Here is a 14,717-nt window from a genome sequence, read left to right as displayed (position 1 = left end):
CCATGTCTCGCGTAGGTAAGGCTCCCATCGCGCTGCCCAAGGGCGCAGAAGTCAATTTCGCAGGTGGTCTGCTGACCGTTAAGGGCCCGCTGGGCACTCTGACGCAGCCGATTCACTCGCTTGTCAAGGTCAACACCGACAACGGCACGATCACGTTCGCGCCGGCAGATGAGTCGCGTGAAGCCAATGCGCTGCAAGGTACGATGCGCGCCCTGACGGCCAACATGGTCAAGGGTGTGACGACGGGCTTCGAGCGCAAGCTGAACCTGGTCGGCGTGGGTTACCGTGCATCGGTTCAGGGCACTGCTCTGAAGCTGCAACTCGGTTTCTCGCACGACGTGATCCATGAGATGCCGGAAGGCGTGAAGGCGGAAACGCCGACGCAGACCGAGATCATCATCAAGGGTTCGGACAAGCAAAAAGTTGGTCAGGTCGCCGCTGAAGTGCGTGGTTATCGTCCGCCGGAGCCCTACAAGGGCAAGGGTGTGCGCTACGCCGATGAGCGTGTGATCCTGAAGGAAACCAAGAAGAAGTAAGGGTGCACATCATGAACAAAAATGACTCGCGTCTGCGCCGTGCACGTCAGACCCGCCTGAAAATTGCGGAACTGAGCGTCGCCCGTCTGGCTGTGCACCGTACGAACCTGCACATTTATGCGCAGGTCTTCTCGGAAGATGGCACCAAGGTCCTGGCTTCGGCCTCGACGGCGGAAGCCGAAGTCCGCAAGGAACTGAACGGCAACGGTGGCAACACCGCTGCTGCCACCCTGGTGGGTAAGCGTATCGCTGAGAAGGCGAAGGCTGCCGGCATCGAAGCCGTGGCGTTCGATCGCTCGGGTTTCCGTTATCACGGTCGCGTAAAGGCTCTGGCCGACGCGGCACGCGAAGCTGGCCTGAAGTTCTAAGCCGGCATAGAGGATATCGTCATGGCAAAAATTCAACCTAAGGTCCAAGGGGACGAGCGCGACGACGGTCTTCGCGAGAAGATGATCGCGGTCAACCGTGTGACCAAGGTGGTCAAGGGCGGCCGGATTCTCGGTTTCGCTGCTCTGACTGTGGTCGGCGACGGCGACGGCCGTATCGGCATGGGCAAGGGTAAGGCAAAAGAAGTCCCCGTGGCCGTGCAGAAGGCAATGGACGAAGCCCGTCGCAAGATGGTCAAGGTCCCGCTGAAGAACGGTACGCTGCAGCACGAAGTGGTTGGCAAGCATGGCGCCGCAAAGGTGCAGATGATGCCCGCGAAGGACGGTACTGGCGTGATCGCCGGTGGTCCGATGCGCGCCATCTTCGAAGTGATGGGCGTGACGAACATCGTGACCAAGTCGCACGGTTCGACCAATCCTTACAACATGGTGCGCGCAACGCTGGATGGCCTGCGCAAGATGAGCACCCCGGCCGAAGTCGCCGCCAAGCGTGGCAAGTCGGTCGAAGAGATCCTCGGCTAAGCCGAAGGGATAGGTGAACGATATGTCGCAGAAAACCGTGAAAGTCCAACTCGTGCGCAGCCTGATCGGTACGCGCGAAGACCACCGCGCCACGGTGCGCGGCCTGGGCCTGCGCCGCATGAACTCGGTGTCCGAATTGCAGGACACGCCCGCAGTGCGCGGCATGATCAACAAGGTGTCCTACCTGGTCAAGGTCATCGGCTAAGGCAAGACGGAGAAGAACATGCAACTGAATAACCTGAAGCCGGCAGCCGGCTCCAAGCACGCCAAGCGCCGCGTTGGTCGCGGTATTGGTTCGGGCCTGGGCAAGACGGCTGGTCGTGGTCACAAGGGTCAGAAGTCGCGTTCGGGTGGTTTCCACAAGGTCGGCTTCGAAGGCGGCCAGATGCCCCTGCATCGTCGTCTGCCCAAGCGTGGTTTTACCTCGCTGACCAAGGAATTCACCGCTGAAGTGCGTCTGGGCGACCTCGCGGGCCTGCCGATCGAGGAAATCGATCTGCTGTCCCTGAAGCAAGCCGGCCTCGTTGGCGAGATGGTCAAGAGCGCCAAGGTGATCTTGTCGGGTGAAATCGACAAGAAGGTCACTCTGAAGGGTATCGGCGCGACGGCTGGGGCGAAAGCCGCAATCGAAGCAGCTGGTGGCTCGCTGGCCTAATAGCCTGCTGTTTCACACTGACGGAGCATCCGTTTGGCCACGGCGAAACCTAATGTGATGGCCCAGGCCAAGAACACGGCCAAGTACGGCGATCTTCGCCGTCGGCTGGTGTTCCTGGTTCTGGCACTGCTGGTGTACCGGATCGGCGCGCACATTCCTGTGCCTGGCATCGACCCGGATCAACTGGCGCAGCTTTTCCAACGGCAGTCGGGTGGCATCCTTGGGATGTTCAACCTGTTCTCCGGCGGCGCGCTGTCGCGTTTCACGGTGTTTGCGCTGGGGATCATGCCGTACATCTCGGCGTCGATCATCATGCAACTGCTGACGATCGTGCTGCCGCAGCTGGAATCGTTGAAGAAGGAAGGCCAAGCCGGCCAGCGCAAGATTACGCAGTACACGCGCTACGGTACGGTCGTCCTGGCAACGTTCCAGGCGCTGGGGATTGCAGTGGCGCTTGAAGCGCAGCCGGGTCTGGTACTGGATCCGGGTCTGATGTTCCGGGCCACCGCAGTGATTACGCTGGTGACTGGCACGATGTTCTTGATGTGGCTGGGTGAGCAGATCACTGAGCGCGGTCTGGGCAACGGGATCTCGATCATCATTTTTGGCGGAATTGCTGCGGGCCTCCCCAACGCGATCGGCGGGTTGTTCGAGCTGGTGCGTACGGGTTCGATGGGGATTTTCTCAGCGATCCTCGTGGTGGCGATTATCGGTGCGGTGACGTTTGTGGTCGTGTTCATTGAACGCGGCCAGCGCAAGATCCTCGTCAACTACGCCAAGCGGCAAGTTGGTAACAAGATTTATGGCGGACAGTCGTCGCATCTGCCGCTGAAGTTGAATATGGCTGGGGTGATTCCGCCGATCTTTGCATCGTCGATCATTCTGTTCCCAGCTACGATCGCGGGCTGGTTTACAGCCGGTAACTCGACGAATCCGGTCGCACGGGTCGTCAAGGATCTGGCAGCAACGCTGTCGCCGGGTCAGCCGGTGTACATCCTGCTGTATGCAGCGGCGATCATCTTCTTCTGTTTCTTCTACACCGCGCTGGTCTATAACAGCCGCGAAGTGGCGGATAACTTGAAGAAGAGTGGTGCGTTCATCCCGGGCATCCGTCCGGGCGAGCAAACCACGCGGTATATCGACAAGATTCTGGTGCGTTTGACCCTGGCGGGTGCGATCTACATCACGCTGGTGTGTCTGTTGCCAGAGTTCTTGGTGCTGCGTTGGAATGTGCCGTTCTACTTCGGTGGGACGTCCCTGTTGATCATCGTGGTCGTCACGATGGACTTCATGGCGCAAGTGCAGTCCTACGTGATGTCTCAGCAGTACGAGTCTTTGATGAAGAAGGCGAATTTCAAGGGAAACCTGACGCTCCGCTAGGAGTGATCGCACGAACCTGAAGGGACATGGCTAAAGATGACGTGATCCAGATGCAGGGCGAGGTGCTGGAAAACCTCCCCAACGCAACGTTTCGCGTCAAGCTAGAGAACGGCCACGTAGTGTTAGGCCATATTTCCGGCAAGATGCGCATGCATTACATCCGCATCTTGCCCGGGGACAAGGTGACGGTCGAATTGACCCCGTATGATCTGTCCCGCGCGCGCATCGTATTCCGGGCGAAGTGAGCGGACTGGAATTGAAGGAAGAGGAAAATCATGAAAGTGCTGGCTTCTGTTAAGCGCATTTGCCGCAACTGCAAAATCATCAAGCGCAAGGGCGTGGTGCGTGTGATCTGCTCGTCGGACCCGCGTCATAAGCAGCGCCAAGGCTAATTTCGCAAAGAGGATTGACGAATGGCACGTATCGCAGGGGTCAACATCCCCAACCACAAACATACCGTGATTGGCCTGACGGCGATCTACGGTATCGGCCGCTCGCGCGCTCAGAAGATTTGCGAGGCTACTGGTATCCCGACCGACAAGAAGGTCAAGGACCTGACGGATCCGGACCAGGACGCGCTGCGTAAGGAAATCGAGAAGTTCCTCGTCGAAGGCGACCTGCGCCGTGAAACGACGATGAACATCAAGCGCCTGATGGATCTGGGCTGCTACCGTGGCGTGCGCCATCGCAAGGGCCTGCCGATGCGTGGTCAGCGTACCCGCACCAATGCCCGTACCCGTAAGGGTCCGCGCAAGGCCGGCGTCGCGCTCAAGAAGTAATCCGTCGGGTAAAGGATAGGAACTATGGCAAAAGCAGCGAATACCGCCGCCCAGCGCGCGCGCAAGAAGGTTCGCAAGAACGTCGCCGACGGCATCGCGCACGTTCACGCGTCGTTCAACAACACGATCATCACGATCACCGACCGTCAGGGCAACGCTCTGTCGTGGGCGACGTCGGGTGGCCAAGGCTTCAAGGGCTCGCGTAAATCCACGCCTTTCGCTGCTCAGGTGGCAGCCGAGAGTGCTGGCCGCGTGGCGCAGGACCAAGGCATCAAGAACCTGGAAGTGCGCATCAAGGGCCCGGGCCCGGGTCGTGAGTCGGCGGTGCGTGCACTGAACAACCTGGGTATCAAGATCCAGTTGATCGAAGACGTGACGCCGGTGCCGCACAACGGCTGCCGTCCGCCGAAGCGTCGTCGTATCTAAGTGATTCGACCGGCCTCTCCAGTTACTGGCGAGGCTGGTCCGCGGGTGCTATACTTGCCCGCTTGCCTGTCTTCCGAATTTTCCGGAAGGCGGGTTTTGTCTTTTCATAAGCCCACTGTTCGCTGCGGTCCCGTTGTTGGGGCTGAGCGGCGGACCATCCGCGGCCGTGCGCCACGGATGACTGATAACGAAGGAACATAACGTGGCACGCTATACCGGTCCCAAGGCGAAACTGTCTCGCCGCGAAGGTACTGACCTTTTCCTGAAGAGCGCACGCCGCTCGCTCGCCGACAAGTGCAAGCTGGACAGCAAGCCTGGTCAGCACGGCCGCACTTCCGGCGCCCGCACCTCCGACTACGGTAACCAACTGCGTGAAAAGCAGAAGGTCAAGCGCATCTATGGCGTGCTGGAGCGTCAATTCCGCCGTTACTTCGCCGAAGCCGATCGCCGCAAGGGCAACACGGGTGAAACCCTGCTGCAACTGTTGGAATCGCGCCTGGATAACGTCGTTTACCGCATGGGCTTCGGCTCGACCCGCGCAGAAGCGCGTCAACTGGTGTCGCACAAGGCGATCCTGGTGAACGGCCAAGCTCTGAACGTGCCGTCGGCTCAGGTCAAGTCGGGCGACGTGATTGCCATCCGCGAAAAGTCGAAGAAGCAAGTGCGTATTGCGGAATCGCTGTCGCTGGCCGAGCAGACTGGTTTCCCGATCTGGGTTGCCGTGGACGCCAAGAAAATGGAAGGCACCTTCAAGCAAGCCCCGGATCGTGCGGATATCGCTGGCGACATCAACGAAAGCCTGATCGTCGAACTGTATTCGCGTTAATGACAACGCCCGTACTGCAAAGTGCGGGCTCGTGCGCCTTCTGGGGACGCTCATCGTCAACGATATTGTGTTCACGCGCCTGCGATATTTGGGCGCCGATCCAATCCGAATCGTTACGTGCCGCAACGCGATTGCGGCATGTGCGTCTTCCGTCGCAACGTCCGCGATGGAACCTTTCCAGTCCAATCCGTCAGCCTTATCGGTGTAACGAGCCGAGGGTATTGAAATAGGACAACCTAATGCAAACAGCACTCCTGAAGCCCAAAATTATTGCGGTTGAGCCGCTTGGCGATCATCACGCGAAGGTCGTCATGGAACCGTTCGAGCGCGGCTACGGCCACACGCTCGGTAACGCGCTGCGCCGCGTGCTGCTGTCGTCGATGGTCGGCTATGCTCCGACCGAAGTCACGATCGCTGGGGTCGTCCACGAATATTCCACCATTGATGGCGTGCAAGAAGACGTCGTCAACCTGTTGCTGAACCTGAAGGGCGTGGTGTTCAAGCTGCACAACCGTGATGAAGTCACGGTGTCGCTGCGCAAGGAAGGCGAGGGTGTGGTGACCGCCGCCGATATCGAGCTGCCGCACGATGTCGAGATCATCAATCCGGGTCACGTGATCGCCAACCTGTCGGCCGGTGGCAAGCTGGATCTGCAGTTGAAGGTCGAGCAAGGCCGCGGCTATGTGCCGGGCAACGTGCGCAAGTTTGGCGATGAGTCGAGCAAGGTTATCGGCCGCATCGTGCTGGACGCGTCGTTCGCACCGGTGCGCCGTGTGTCGTACGCGGTGGAGTCTGCACGTGTGGAGCAGCGTACCGACCTCGACAAACTGGTGATGAACATCGAGACCAACGGCGTGATCTCGCCGGAAGAGGCGATTCGCCAGTCGGCTCGCATCCTGGTTGATCAGCTGTCGGTGTTCGCCGCGCTGGAGGGCACCGAAAGCGCCGCCGAGGCCGCCGCTGCTCGTGCGCCGCAGATCGATCCGATCCTGCTGCGCCCGGTCGACGACCTGGAACTGACGGTGCGTTCGGCCAACTGCCTGAAGGCCGAGAACATCTATTACATCGGCGACCTGATCCAACGTACCGAGAACGAACTGCTCAAGACCCCGAACCTGGGTCGCAAGTCGCTCAACGAGATCAAGGAAGTCCTCGCATCGCGTGGCCTGACGCTCGGCATGAAGCTCGAGAACTGGCCGCCCGCAGGTCTCGAGAAGTAAATCGTAATCGTCGGCCGGTGCGTGAGCATCGGCCGGTTTTCTCGCCATCTCCGTTTTGGGTGGCTTATTGTTAAGGCTACCGGCCCGCGCCACGCCGCGTTGTACACGTGGCGGCGATAGAAGAGCTGGTCAAACACTCCTAAAAAGGAATCATCATGCGTCACCGTCATGGTTTGCGGAAACTGAACCGCACCTCGTCGCACCGTCTCGCGATGCTGCGCAACATGTCCAACTCGCTGCTGCAGCACGAGCTGATCAAGACCACGCTGCCGAAGGCCAAGGAACTGCGCAAGGTTGTCGAGCCGCTGATCACGCTGGCCAAGAAGGACACCGTCGCCAACCGCCGTCTGGCATTTGCCCGCCTGCGCGATCGCGACATGGTTACCAAGCTGTTCAACGAACTGGGCCCGCGTTTCGCGACCCGTCCGGGCGGCTACACCCGTATCCTGAAGTTCGGCTTCCGTCAGGGCGACAATGCGCCGATGGCGCTGGTCGAGCTGCTCGACCGTCCGGAAGTTGCCGAAGCTGTGGAAGTCGACGGCGCTGCCGAGTAAGGTCAGCCCAGGTTTGCCGGCGCGACATGGCGTCGCGTTGGCCAAGCCCAAGAATGCGTGCTGCGGCGCGCATTACAATGAAGCCAGGATTCGCATCCTGGCTTTTTTGTTGCCCGCTTTCGGTGTTCTAGCTGTCAGCGTGCATCCCTGGAGTACCTATGTCCGCCGGAACCGAAGTACTGCTCGTGCTGACCAATTTGCCCGACGCCGATAGTGCGGATCGCGTAACCAAGGTCGTGCTGGAATCTCGTGCAGCAGCATGCGTCAATCGCTTGCCGGCTTGCGCGTCGACGTACTGGTGGAATGGTGCGATCGAGCACGCCGCCGAGATCCCGCTGCTGATCAAGACCACGCACGCAGCCTACCCGGCGTTGGAGCTGGCGTTACGCAAGGCGCATCCGTACGAGGTCCCCGAGATCATCGCTGTACCGGTGGCAGCAGGCTTGCCGGCGTATCTTGCGTGGGTGGCCAACGAAACGCGCCAGCCTTCCAATTGATGTTCGAGTGCCGTTGATATGACCCTTTTTCCGTTCGCGTCCGTCCGACGTGTCGTCCAGTTGGTGATGTTGCTCGTCGCAGTGGCGACGCTGCCCATGCGCGCGCTTGCTGCTGACGATTTCCTGCCACCCGAGCAGGCATTCCGCTTCGCCGCCAAACAGGTCGACAGCCAGACCGTCGAAGTGAGGTTCGCTATTGCCGACGGCTACTACATGTATCGCGAGCGCTTCGCGGTGGCGGCGGATCCGGCGACCGTCACGCTGGCACCCCCTGACATGCCGGCAGGCAAGGTCAAGTTTGACGAGACGTTCAACAAGGACGTCGAGACCTACCGGCATGACGTTGCATTCCGTGTGAAAGCCCAGAACGCCAGTGCGCCTTTCACGCTGATCGTCACGTCGCAAGGGTGTGCAGATCAGGGCCTGTGCTATCCGCCGATGAAGAGCCGTTTCCTGGTGGAGCCCGCCGCCTCGTTGTCGGGCACGTCTTCCGCGGGCGGTGGCGATGCCAGTTCCGGGGATGTCCTCGGCCGCATCGCCAGCACGCTCGGCAGCGGCAATCTGGGAGCGATTGCGGCGTTGTTCTTTGGGCTCGGGCTGCTGCTGACCTTCACGCCGTGCGTGCTGCCCATGCTGCCGATCTTGTCGGCGATCGTGGTCGGCGAACACGCGACGCGCTCGCGCGCAGCAATCGTGTCGGCGGCTTACGTGCTCGGTATGGCCGTCGTCTATACCACCGTGGGTGTGGCAGCCGGTTTGGCCGGGCAGGGGCTGCAAGCCGCGCTGCAGAATGCGTGGGTGCTTGGCGCGTTTGCTGTCTTGATGGTGGCGCTGTCGCTATCGATGTTCGGGCTGTATGAACTGCAATTGCCGGCGGCTTGGCGCGATCACCTGACAAAAGCTTCCAGCAAGCATGGCGGCGGCGAGATTGTGGGAGCCGTCGTGATGGGCGCGCTGTCGGCGTTGATCGTGTCCCCGTGTGTGACGCCGGCGTTGGCGGGTGCGCTGGCCTACATCGCGCAGACGGGCAACGCAGCCATCGGGGGCATGGCGTTGTTTGCGATGTCGATCGGCATGGGCGTGCCGCTTGTGCTCGTAGGTGTGGGGGCGGGCAACTTGCTGCCGCGTGCTGGCCATTGGTTGATCGTCACCAAAGCGGTGTTCGGTTTCATCCTGCTGGCGGTGGCGCTGTGGATCGTGCAGCCGGTGTTGCCGGCCTGGGCGGTGATGGTCGCGTGGGGTGGGTTGTTGATCGGTGCGGCCGTGTTTCTGCGGACGTTCGATTCGCTGCCGGATGGCGCAGGCAACGTGCAGCGCTTGGGCAAGGTCGCGGGTGTGGTGCTCGCGCTGGCGGGGGCGGCGCAACTGGTCGGTGTCGCCGCCGGGGGCCGCGATCCGCTGCAACCGCTGGGCGGACTGATTCGCGCATCGGCGGGCACGTCCGCGCAAGCGGAAACACGCGGCGTGATATTCAAGCGCGTGAAGAGCATCGCCGAACTCGACACCGAAGTGCGCAACGCGAGCGCATCGGGGCGTGCGGTGATGCTCGATTTCTACGCCGACTGGTGCGTCAGCTGCAAAGAGATGGAGCGCCTGACCTTTACCGATGGGCGTGTGCACAAGGCGCTTGCCGATGTGGTGCTGCTGCAGGCCGACGTGACGGCCAACAACGCTGATGACCAAGCCTTGCTCAAACGCTTCGGCCTGTTCGGTCCGCCCGGCACGGTCTTCTTCGATGCGCAGGGTCGCGAACTGAAGGCGCGTGTGGTTGGCTTTGAGCGCGCCGACACGTTCCTGGAAAGCCTGCGCCGCGCGATCGGCACGACACAGGCAGTCAAGCCGACGGCCTGATTACGCGCGCAGCAGGCGTGCGGCGTCCAGCGCAAAATATGTCAGGATGCCGTTCGCCCCGGCGCGTTTGAATGCCAGCAGCGATTCCAGCACGACCTTGTCGTGATCCAGCCAGCCGTTCTGCGCGGCGGCTTTCAGCATCGCGTATTCACCGCTGACCTGATAGACGTACGTCGGAAAGCGGAACTCATCTTTCACGCGGCGCACGATATCGAGATATGGCATGCCGGGCTTGACCATCACCATGTCGGCCCCTTCGGCGATGTCGAGCGCCACTTCGCGCAGTGCTTCGTCCGAGTTGGCCGGATCCATCTGGTAAGTCATTTTGTTGCTCTTGCCCAGATTGGCGGCCGAGCCCACCGCGTCACGGAACGGGCCGTAGAACGCCGAAGCGTACTTTGCCGCGTAGGCCATGATGCGCGTGTGGATGTGGTCGTCATTCTCCAGCGCCAGGCGAATCGCGCCGATACGGCCGTCCATCATGTCGGATGGCGCGACGATGTCCACGCCTGCCGCAGCCTGCACCAGCGCCTGGCGCATCAGGATATCCACCGTCTCTTCGTTGAGCACATAGCCGTTGGCGTCGAGCACGCCGTCCTGGCCATGGCTCGTGTACGGATCGAGCGCCACATCGGTCAGGATGCCCAATTCAGGGAAGCGCGCCTTGAGCGCCTTTACCGCGCGCGGGATCAAGCCGTCGGCATTGGTGGCCTCGATACCATCCGGCGTTTTGAGCGAGGGCTCGATAACGGGGAAGAGTGCAAGCACCGGAATGCCAAGCTGCACGCACTGCTCGGCGACGCTCAGCAATACATCGATCGACACGCGCTCGACACCCGGCATCGACGGCACGGCCTGTCGCACATTCGTGCCTTCGAGGATGAAGACCGGGTAGATCAGGTCGTCAGCAGTGAGGCGCGATTCGCGCATCATGCGGCGGGAGAAATCGTCGCGGCGCATGCGGCGCGGACGATGGTCGGGGAAGCTCGCGATCATTTCAGCAGACCCTAAGAACACACTGTGAAGTTTCGAAACCTTTGTCGCGATTATCCATCCTATGCACGGACAATGCGCCAGCGACGCTGATGCAGCGTTCCCCGCGGCTCCTCCCTGACGCGGGTTCCCATCGATGGCTCGATGGGGTCGTTACCCCCGTTGCGTGTTTGGCGACGGGGTTTTTTTTGCCTGCTCGGCTTGCGGCTCGGGCTCCAGCGCCTCCGGCAGGCACAGCCAGCCTGCGACAATTCGCTGCGCCTCTTCGATGCCGCGACGCTTCAGGCTGGAGAACAACTGCACCGTGAGCGAAACATCGCCGTCGATCTGCGCGCGGTAATCGGCCAGCACCTTGCGTGCGGCCATGAGTGCGCGCGAGGCATCGTTGTTGGTCAGCTTGTCCGCTTTCGTGAGCAGCACGTGGATCGGCTTACCTGTCGGCAGGAACCACTCGACCATCTGGCAATCGAGGTCGGTAAACGGGCGGCGCGCGTCCATCATGATGACGAGGCCGGCGAGCTGCTGGCGCGCCTTGACGTAGTCGCCCAGAAGATGAACCCAGTGCGATTTGGTCTCGCCGGGCGCTTCGGCATAGCCGTAACCGGGCAGGTCGACCAGGAAACCGAGCGGGTCCTCCGCCTTGGCGGGCATCACCGAGAAATAGTTGATGTGCTGCGTGCGGCCAGGCGTCTTGCTGGAAAAGGCGAGCCGCTTCTGATTGCACAGGATGTTGATCGCGGTGGATTTGCCTGCGTTGGAGCGGCCCGCAAACGCAACTTCCGGCACGGCGGTCGCCGGTAAATCACGCAGATGATTGACGGTGATGAAGAAACGGGCTTGATGCAGGAGCGACATGCGCGGCAGTACCTGTAAACTGCAGTTCAGAACTGCGTGGTTGCTGCGCCGCGAGGTCGCATTGCAGAGGTGTTATTGTACAATACGCCGGTTTACGGACGTCCCCACCAGATCCGTCGCAGGACCGCCCCGAGGCCCGGGCCGGTCCGTTTTCATGCGCTGATCTGGCACGAGGAGAAGGGGATGCCCGGCGCCGCAGGGTCCCGCATTGGGCGGCGCACGCAGCATTCGAAAACAATCTAAACAAGGTGTGCGAATGAACCGCATCGCGAACGTTTTTGCTGTCGCAGCGCTGTCACTGGCATCGGTCTTTTCCATGGCCCATGCCGAAGAGCAAAAAGTCGCCAAGGCCGACGCCGCGCGCGGCGAAACGATTTTCAACACCGGTGTGCCCGCCAGTGGCGTGCCTGCATGTGCCAGTTGTCACGGCGCCGGCGGCAACAGCGCCATGAACGTCAACCCGAAGCTGGCTGGCCAGCACGCCGAATACATCGAAAAGCAGCTCAAAGATTTCAAGGCCAAGACCGACCGTAACCAGCCGGTCATGTCCCTGTATGCCGGCGCGCTGTCGGACCAGGACATGAAGGACATTGGTGCCTACCTGGGTAAGCAACCGGCTTGGAAGCCGGGTTCGGCCAAGAGCAAAGACACCATCGAGCTAGGCCAGAAGCTGTATCGCGGCGGCGACGCCAAGCGCGGTATCGCAGCATGCGCAGGCTGTCACGGCCCGACGGGTGCCGGTATCCCGGCGCAATATCCGCGTATTGCAGGTCAGTTCTCCGAATACACTGAAGCTCAACTGGTTGCGTTCCAAAGCGGCACCCGCAAGAACAGCGTACAGATGCGCGACTTGGCTGGTCGCATGACGGCCCAGCAGATCAAGGCGGTAGCCGACTACATTGCGGGCCTGCGCTAATCTGCCGCACCCGGCCGTCATGTGACGGTCGCACAATCAACAAGAAGAACAGGGTGGCAATGCGCCTGGCATCGCCACCCTGTTTTCGTTTCTGAACAGGTTGTCTCCCAGCATGTCTTCGGTCTCCACTTCCGGCGTCCAGATCCGCTCCCGACGTCGCGCGCTGCGCGAAACGGTCGAGCTGCTGTCGTCGATGCGCTTTGCTATCAGCCTGCTGACGGTGATCGCCATTGCCAGCGTGATCGGCACGGTGCTCAAACAGAACGATCCGTATCCGAACTACGTCAACCAGTTCGGGCCGTTCTGGGCCGACGTGTTCCGCTCGCTGACGCTGCCCACCGTCTATAGCGCCTGGTGGTTTCTGCTGATCCTGGCGTTTCTGGTGGTGTCGACCTCGCTGTGCATCGTGCGCAACGCCCCCAAGATGCTGGCCGACATGCGCTCCTGGCGCGAGAACGTGCGCGAAGGCAGCTTGCGTGCGTTCCATCACCGCGACGAATTTGATTCGCCCGTCGCTACCGCAACCGTCATCGCTCGCTTGGCCGCACTTGCGCAGAACCGCGGCTTCCGCATCAAGGCGTTCGCGCGCGAGGGTGGTGCGACGCTGATCACCGCAAAGGCCGGGGCGGGCAACAAGATCGGCTACATCCTTGCGCACACGGCCATCGTCGTGATCTGCATCGGCGGGCTGCTGGACGGCGACATGATGATCCGCGCGCAGATGTGGTTTGGCGGCAAGTCGCCCATCAAGGGCAATGCGGTCATCAGCGACATCGGCCCGGAACATCGGCTCTCGACGTCGAACCCCGGCTTTCGTGGCAATGCGTTCGTGCCGGAAGGTTCGAGCGTCAGCACGGCGATCCTGAACATCGCCGATGGCGCGCTGATCCAGGACCTGCCGTTCATGATCACGCTCAAGAAGTTCACGGTTGAGCATTATTCGACCGGCATGCCCAAGCTGTTCGCCAGCGACATCGTCGTGACCGACCGTCGTACCGGCAAGCAGACCGCCGCACGCGTGGAGGTGAACAAGCCGTTCGTGTATGACGGCGTGGCGATCTACCAGTCGAGCTTCGAAGATGGCGGCTCGAAACTCAAGCTGACCGGCTTCCCGATGCAAGGTGATAACGCCAAGACGTTCGACATGTCGGGCGTCGTGGGCGAAAGCTCCAAGCTCACCGGCAAAGGCGGCGATTACACGGTCGAGTTCTCCGACTTCCGCCTGATGAATGTCGAAACGGTGACGGACGCCTCGGGCAAGCAGGACGCTCGCGGCGTCGGCAAGAAGGGCGGTGCGGAAAGTGGTCTGCGCGCGGAGCTTGGCAACGTGACCAAGATGACGCGCGACCGCGACCTGCGCAACGTCGGCCCCTCGGTGCAGTACAAGCTGCGCGACGCCAACGGGCAGGCGCACGAGTTCAGCAATTACATGCAGCCGGTTACGCTGGACGGGCAGTCGGTGTTCCTGGCCGGCATGCGTTCACAGCCCGACGAGCCGTTCCGCTACCTGCGCATTCCTGCGGACGCACAAGGCACCGTCCGCGACTGGATGCGCCTGCGCGCTGCGCTGCAAAATCCGGCGATGCGGGGCGAAGCGGCGCGCCGGTTTGCGCTGCTCTCCATGCCCGGCGAGCAGCGTGCGGAACTGCGCAACCAGTTGATGGAAAGCGCCCGTCGCGCGCTCGACCTCTTTGCTGGCGCTGCCGATGTAAAGGACGGCTCCGCGGGTGCGCAGGGCGGCTTTGCCGCAGTCGCTACCTTCCTGCAGAAATCGGTGCCCGAAGGCGAGCGCGAGAAGGCCGCCGATGTGCTGATGAAGATCATCAACAGCTCGATGTGGGAGCTGTGGCAACTGGCCCGCGCGCAGGACGGCCAACCGGCCCCCATTGTGGATGCCGCCAGCAGCCAGTGGTTGCAGAGCGCCATCAACGCGCTGTCGGACAATGCCTTCTACGGTGCACCGGTGTATCTGCAGCTGACCGACTTCCAGCAAGTGCAGGCCAGCGTGTTCCAGCTCACACGTGCGCCGGGCAAAAACATCGTGTATCTTGGGTCGTTGCTGCTGGTGCTGGGCGTGTTCTCGATGTTTTACGTGCGAGAGCGCCGCTGGTGGCTGTGGATCCGGCCGCAATCCGGTCAGGCCAACGAAAGCGTCTCCGGCGCACATGTGCTCACAGCCATGTCGACCATGCGCCGCACGCTCGACTTTGACCGCGAGTTCGAGCGCCTCAAGCACGATATTCGCGCCGCGGCAGGAGCCCCGAGCGCCCCCGATGCCGCCGGTGCAGCGAGCGTCGACCCCAAACCAACGAAGTGAGCCG

Annotated in this window: 19 protein-coding genes; 17 read left to right on the top strand and 2 right to left on the bottom strand. The window is 61.5% G+C overall.

Translation table 11 applies throughout. The features are described 5' to 3' along the window. Window positions 1–2: 2 nt before the first annotated feature. The 15 genes from rplF (at window position 3) to dsbD (ending at window position 9,632) form a co-directional block, all read left to right on the top strand. Window positions 3–536 carry a 50S ribosomal protein L6 gene (gene rplF, locus ACU8YE_RS18345; RefSeq protein ID WP_004634491.1) on the top strand — a complete coding sequence of 178 codons (534 nt, stop codon included), beginning with the start codon at window positions 3–5 and terminating at the stop codon, window positions 534–536. A gap of 11 nt (window positions 537–547) precedes the next feature. After that, entirely contained in the window at window positions 548–904 is a 357-nt protein-coding gene (gene rplR, locus ACU8YE_RS18340; RefSeq protein ID WP_004634492.1) for a 50S ribosomal protein L18, read from the top strand. Window positions 905–925: 21 nt separating this feature from the next. Further along, window positions 926–1,444, top strand: coding sequence for a 30S ribosomal protein S5 (gene rpsE, locus ACU8YE_RS18335; RefSeq protein ID WP_004634493.1), 519 nt, complete (start codon window positions 926–928; stop codon window positions 1,442–1,444). Between the two features lie 22 nt (window positions 1,445–1,466). Then, complete coding sequence (gene rpmD, locus ACU8YE_RS18330) at window positions 1,467–1,649, top strand: 50S ribosomal protein L30 (protein ID WP_003264137.1); 183 nt, start codon at window positions 1,467–1,469, stop codon at window positions 1,647–1,649. Window positions 1,650–1,667: 18 nt separating this feature from the next. Further along, the gene (gene rplO / locus ACU8YE_RS18325; RefSeq protein WP_024977880.1) at window positions 1,668–2,099 is read left to right on the top strand and encodes a 50S ribosomal protein L15; all 432 of its coding nucleotides are present in this window, start codon (window positions 1,668–1,670) and stop codon (window positions 2,097–2,099) included. Window positions 2,100–2,156: 57 nt separating this feature from the next. Then, on the top strand, window positions 2,157–3,479 hold the full coding sequence (secY, locus tag ACU8YE_RS18320; protein WP_009277656.1) for a preprotein translocase subunit SecY: 1,323 nt from the start codon (window positions 2,157–2,159) through the stop codon (window positions 3,477–3,479). 26 nt (window positions 3,480–3,505) lie between these two features. Continuing rightward, a complete protein-coding gene (gene infA, locus ACU8YE_RS18315) occupies window positions 3,506–3,724 on the top strand; it encodes a translation initiation factor IF-1 (protein ID WP_003264140.1) in 219 nt (72 codons plus the stop codon). A gap of 30 nt (window positions 3,725–3,754) precedes the next feature. Continuing rightward, window positions 3,755–3,871, top strand: coding sequence for a 50S ribosomal protein L36 (rpmJ, locus tag ACU8YE_RS18310; protein WP_003264141.1), 117 nt, complete (start codon window positions 3,755–3,757; stop codon window positions 3,869–3,871). A gap of 21 nt (window positions 3,872–3,892) precedes the next feature. Continuing rightward, complete coding sequence (rpsM, locus tag ACU8YE_RS18305; protein WP_004634501.1) at window positions 3,893–4,258, top strand: 30S ribosomal protein S13; 366 nt, start codon at window positions 3,893–3,895, stop codon at window positions 4,256–4,258. A 24-nt stretch (window positions 4,259–4,282) separates the two neighbouring features. After that, entirely contained in the window at window positions 4,283–4,684 is a 402-nt protein-coding gene (rpsK, locus tag ACU8YE_RS18300) for a 30S ribosomal protein S11 (RefSeq protein ID WP_003264143.1), read from the top strand. Window positions 4,685–4,886: 202 nt separating this feature from the next. Next, window positions 4,887–5,510, top strand: coding sequence for a 30S ribosomal protein S4 (gene rpsD, locus ACU8YE_RS18295; RefSeq protein ID WP_092975823.1), 624 nt, complete (start codon window positions 4,887–4,889; stop codon window positions 5,508–5,510). A 239-nt stretch (window positions 5,511–5,749) separates the two neighbouring features. After that, a complete protein-coding gene (locus tag ACU8YE_RS18290; RefSeq protein ID WP_004634508.1) occupies window positions 5,750–6,730 on the top strand; it encodes a DNA-directed RNA polymerase subunit alpha in 981 nt (326 codons plus the stop codon). A gap of 155 nt (window positions 6,731–6,885) precedes the next feature. Next, entirely contained in the window at window positions 6,886–7,284 is a 399-nt protein-coding gene (gene rplQ, locus ACU8YE_RS18285; protein ID WP_024977878.1) for a 50S ribosomal protein L17, read from the top strand. A 158-nt stretch (window positions 7,285–7,442) separates the two neighbouring features. Next, entirely contained in the window at window positions 7,443–7,781 is a 339-nt protein-coding gene (cutA, locus tag ACU8YE_RS18280) for a divalent-cation tolerance protein CutA (RefSeq protein ID WP_232041195.1), read from the top strand. An 18-nt stretch (window positions 7,782–7,799) separates the two neighbouring features. Further along, window positions 7,800–9,632 (top strand): protein-disulfide reductase DsbD, encoded by a 1,833-nt coding sequence (dsbD, locus tag ACU8YE_RS18275; RefSeq protein ID WP_446929306.1) that lies wholly within the window; start codon window positions 7,800–7,802, stop codon window positions 9,630–9,632. Here dsbD and hemB read toward each other — a convergent pair whose 3' ends face one another. Beyond that, window positions 9,633–10,628, bottom strand: a complete 996-nt coding sequence (gene hemB, locus ACU8YE_RS18270) for a porphobilinogen synthase (protein ID WP_232041193.1) — start codon at window positions 10,626–10,628, stop codon at window positions 9,633–9,635. It abuts the gene before it with no gap. 150 nt (window positions 10,629–10,778) lie between these two features. Further along, a complete protein-coding gene (yihA, locus tag ACU8YE_RS18265) occupies window positions 10,779–11,480 on the bottom strand; it encodes a ribosome biogenesis GTP-binding protein YihA/YsxC (protein ID WP_045203015.1) in 702 nt (233 codons plus the stop codon). 256 nt (window positions 11,481–11,736) lie between these two features. On the opposite strand from yihA, the gene ACU8YE_RS18260 reads away from it, so the two are divergent. Beyond that, window positions 11,737–12,396: a c-type cytochrome gene (locus tag ACU8YE_RS18260; protein WP_232041192.1), complete on the top strand. Its 660-nt coding sequence runs from the start codon at window positions 11,737–11,739 to the stop codon at window positions 12,394–12,396. Window positions 12,397–12,508: 112 nt separating this feature from the next. Next, on the top strand, window positions 12,509–14,713 hold the full coding sequence (locus tag ACU8YE_RS18255; protein WP_446929305.1) for a cytochrome c biogenesis protein ResB: 2,205 nt from the start codon (window positions 12,509–12,511) through the stop codon (window positions 14,711–14,713). Window positions 14,714–14,717: the final 4 nt, after the last annotated feature.

The sequence above is a fragment of the Ralstonia sp. VS2407 genome (genome assembly GCF_052950655.1).
The sequence above is the reverse complement of the archived record's forward strand: the minus strand, read 5'-3'. Positions and strand labels throughout refer to the sequence as shown.

What these genes read in the sequence shown, in the direction of transcription:
- rplF (WP_004634491.1), top strand. Translation starts at nt 3, where the DNA reads ATGTCTCGCGTAGGTAAGGCTCCCATCGCGCTGCCCAAGGGCGCAGAA.
- rplR (WP_004634492.1), top strand. Translation starts at nt 548, where the DNA reads ATGAACAAAAATGACTCGCGTCTGCGCCGTGCACGTCAGACCCGCCTG.
- rpsE (WP_004634493.1), top strand. Translation starts at nt 926, where the DNA reads ATGGCAAAAATTCAACCTAAGGTCCAAGGGGACGAGCGCGACGACGGT.
- rpmD (WP_003264137.1), top strand. Translation starts at nt 1,467, where the DNA reads ATGTCGCAGAAAACCGTGAAAGTCCAACTCGTGCGCAGCCTGATCGGT.
- rplO (WP_024977880.1), top strand. Translation starts at nt 1,668, where the DNA reads ATGCAACTGAATAACCTGAAGCCGGCAGCCGGCTCCAAGCACGCCAAG.
- secY (WP_009277656.1), top strand. Translation starts at nt 2,157, where the DNA reads ATGGCCCAGGCCAAGAACACGGCCAAGTACGGCGATCTTCGCCGTCGG.
- infA (WP_003264140.1), top strand. Translation starts at nt 3,506, where the DNA reads ATGGCTAAAGATGACGTGATCCAGATGCAGGGCGAGGTGCTGGAAAAC.
- rpmJ (WP_003264141.1), top strand. Translation starts at nt 3,755, where the DNA reads ATGAAAGTGCTGGCTTCTGTTAAGCGCATTTGCCGCAACTGCAAAATC.
- rpsM (WP_004634501.1), top strand. Translation starts at nt 3,893, where the DNA reads ATGGCACGTATCGCAGGGGTCAACATCCCCAACCACAAACATACCGTG.
- rpsK (WP_003264143.1), top strand. Translation starts at nt 4,283, where the DNA reads ATGGCAAAAGCAGCGAATACCGCCGCCCAGCGCGCGCGCAAGAAGGTT.
- ACU8YE_RS18290 (WP_004634508.1), top strand. Translation starts at nt 5,750, where the DNA reads ATGCAAACAGCACTCCTGAAGCCCAAAATTATTGCGGTTGAGCCGCTT.
- rplQ (WP_024977878.1), top strand. Translation starts at nt 6,886, where the DNA reads ATGCGTCACCGTCATGGTTTGCGGAAACTGAACCGCACCTCGTCGCAC.
- cutA (WP_232041195.1), top strand. Translation starts at nt 7,443, where the DNA reads ATGTCCGCCGGAACCGAAGTACTGCTCGTGCTGACCAATTTGCCCGAC.
- dsbD (WP_446929306.1), top strand. Translation starts at nt 7,800, where the DNA reads ATGACCCTTTTTCCGTTCGCGTCCGTCCGACGTGTCGTCCAGTTGGTG.
- hemB (WP_232041193.1), bottom strand. Translation starts at nt 10,628, where the DNA reads ATGATCGCGAGCTTCCCCGACCATCGTCCGCGCCGCATGCGCCGCGAC.
- yihA (WP_045203015.1), bottom strand. Translation starts at nt 11,480, where the DNA reads ATGTCGCTCCTGCATCAAGCCCGTTTCTTCATCACCGTCAATCATCTG.
- ACU8YE_RS18260 (WP_232041192.1), top strand. Translation starts at nt 11,737, where the DNA reads ATGAACCGCATCGCGAACGTTTTTGCTGTCGCAGCGCTGTCACTGGCA.
- ACU8YE_RS18255 (WP_446929305.1), top strand. Translation starts at nt 12,509, where the DNA reads ATGTCTTCGGTCTCCACTTCCGGCGTCCAGATCCGCTCCCGACGTCGC.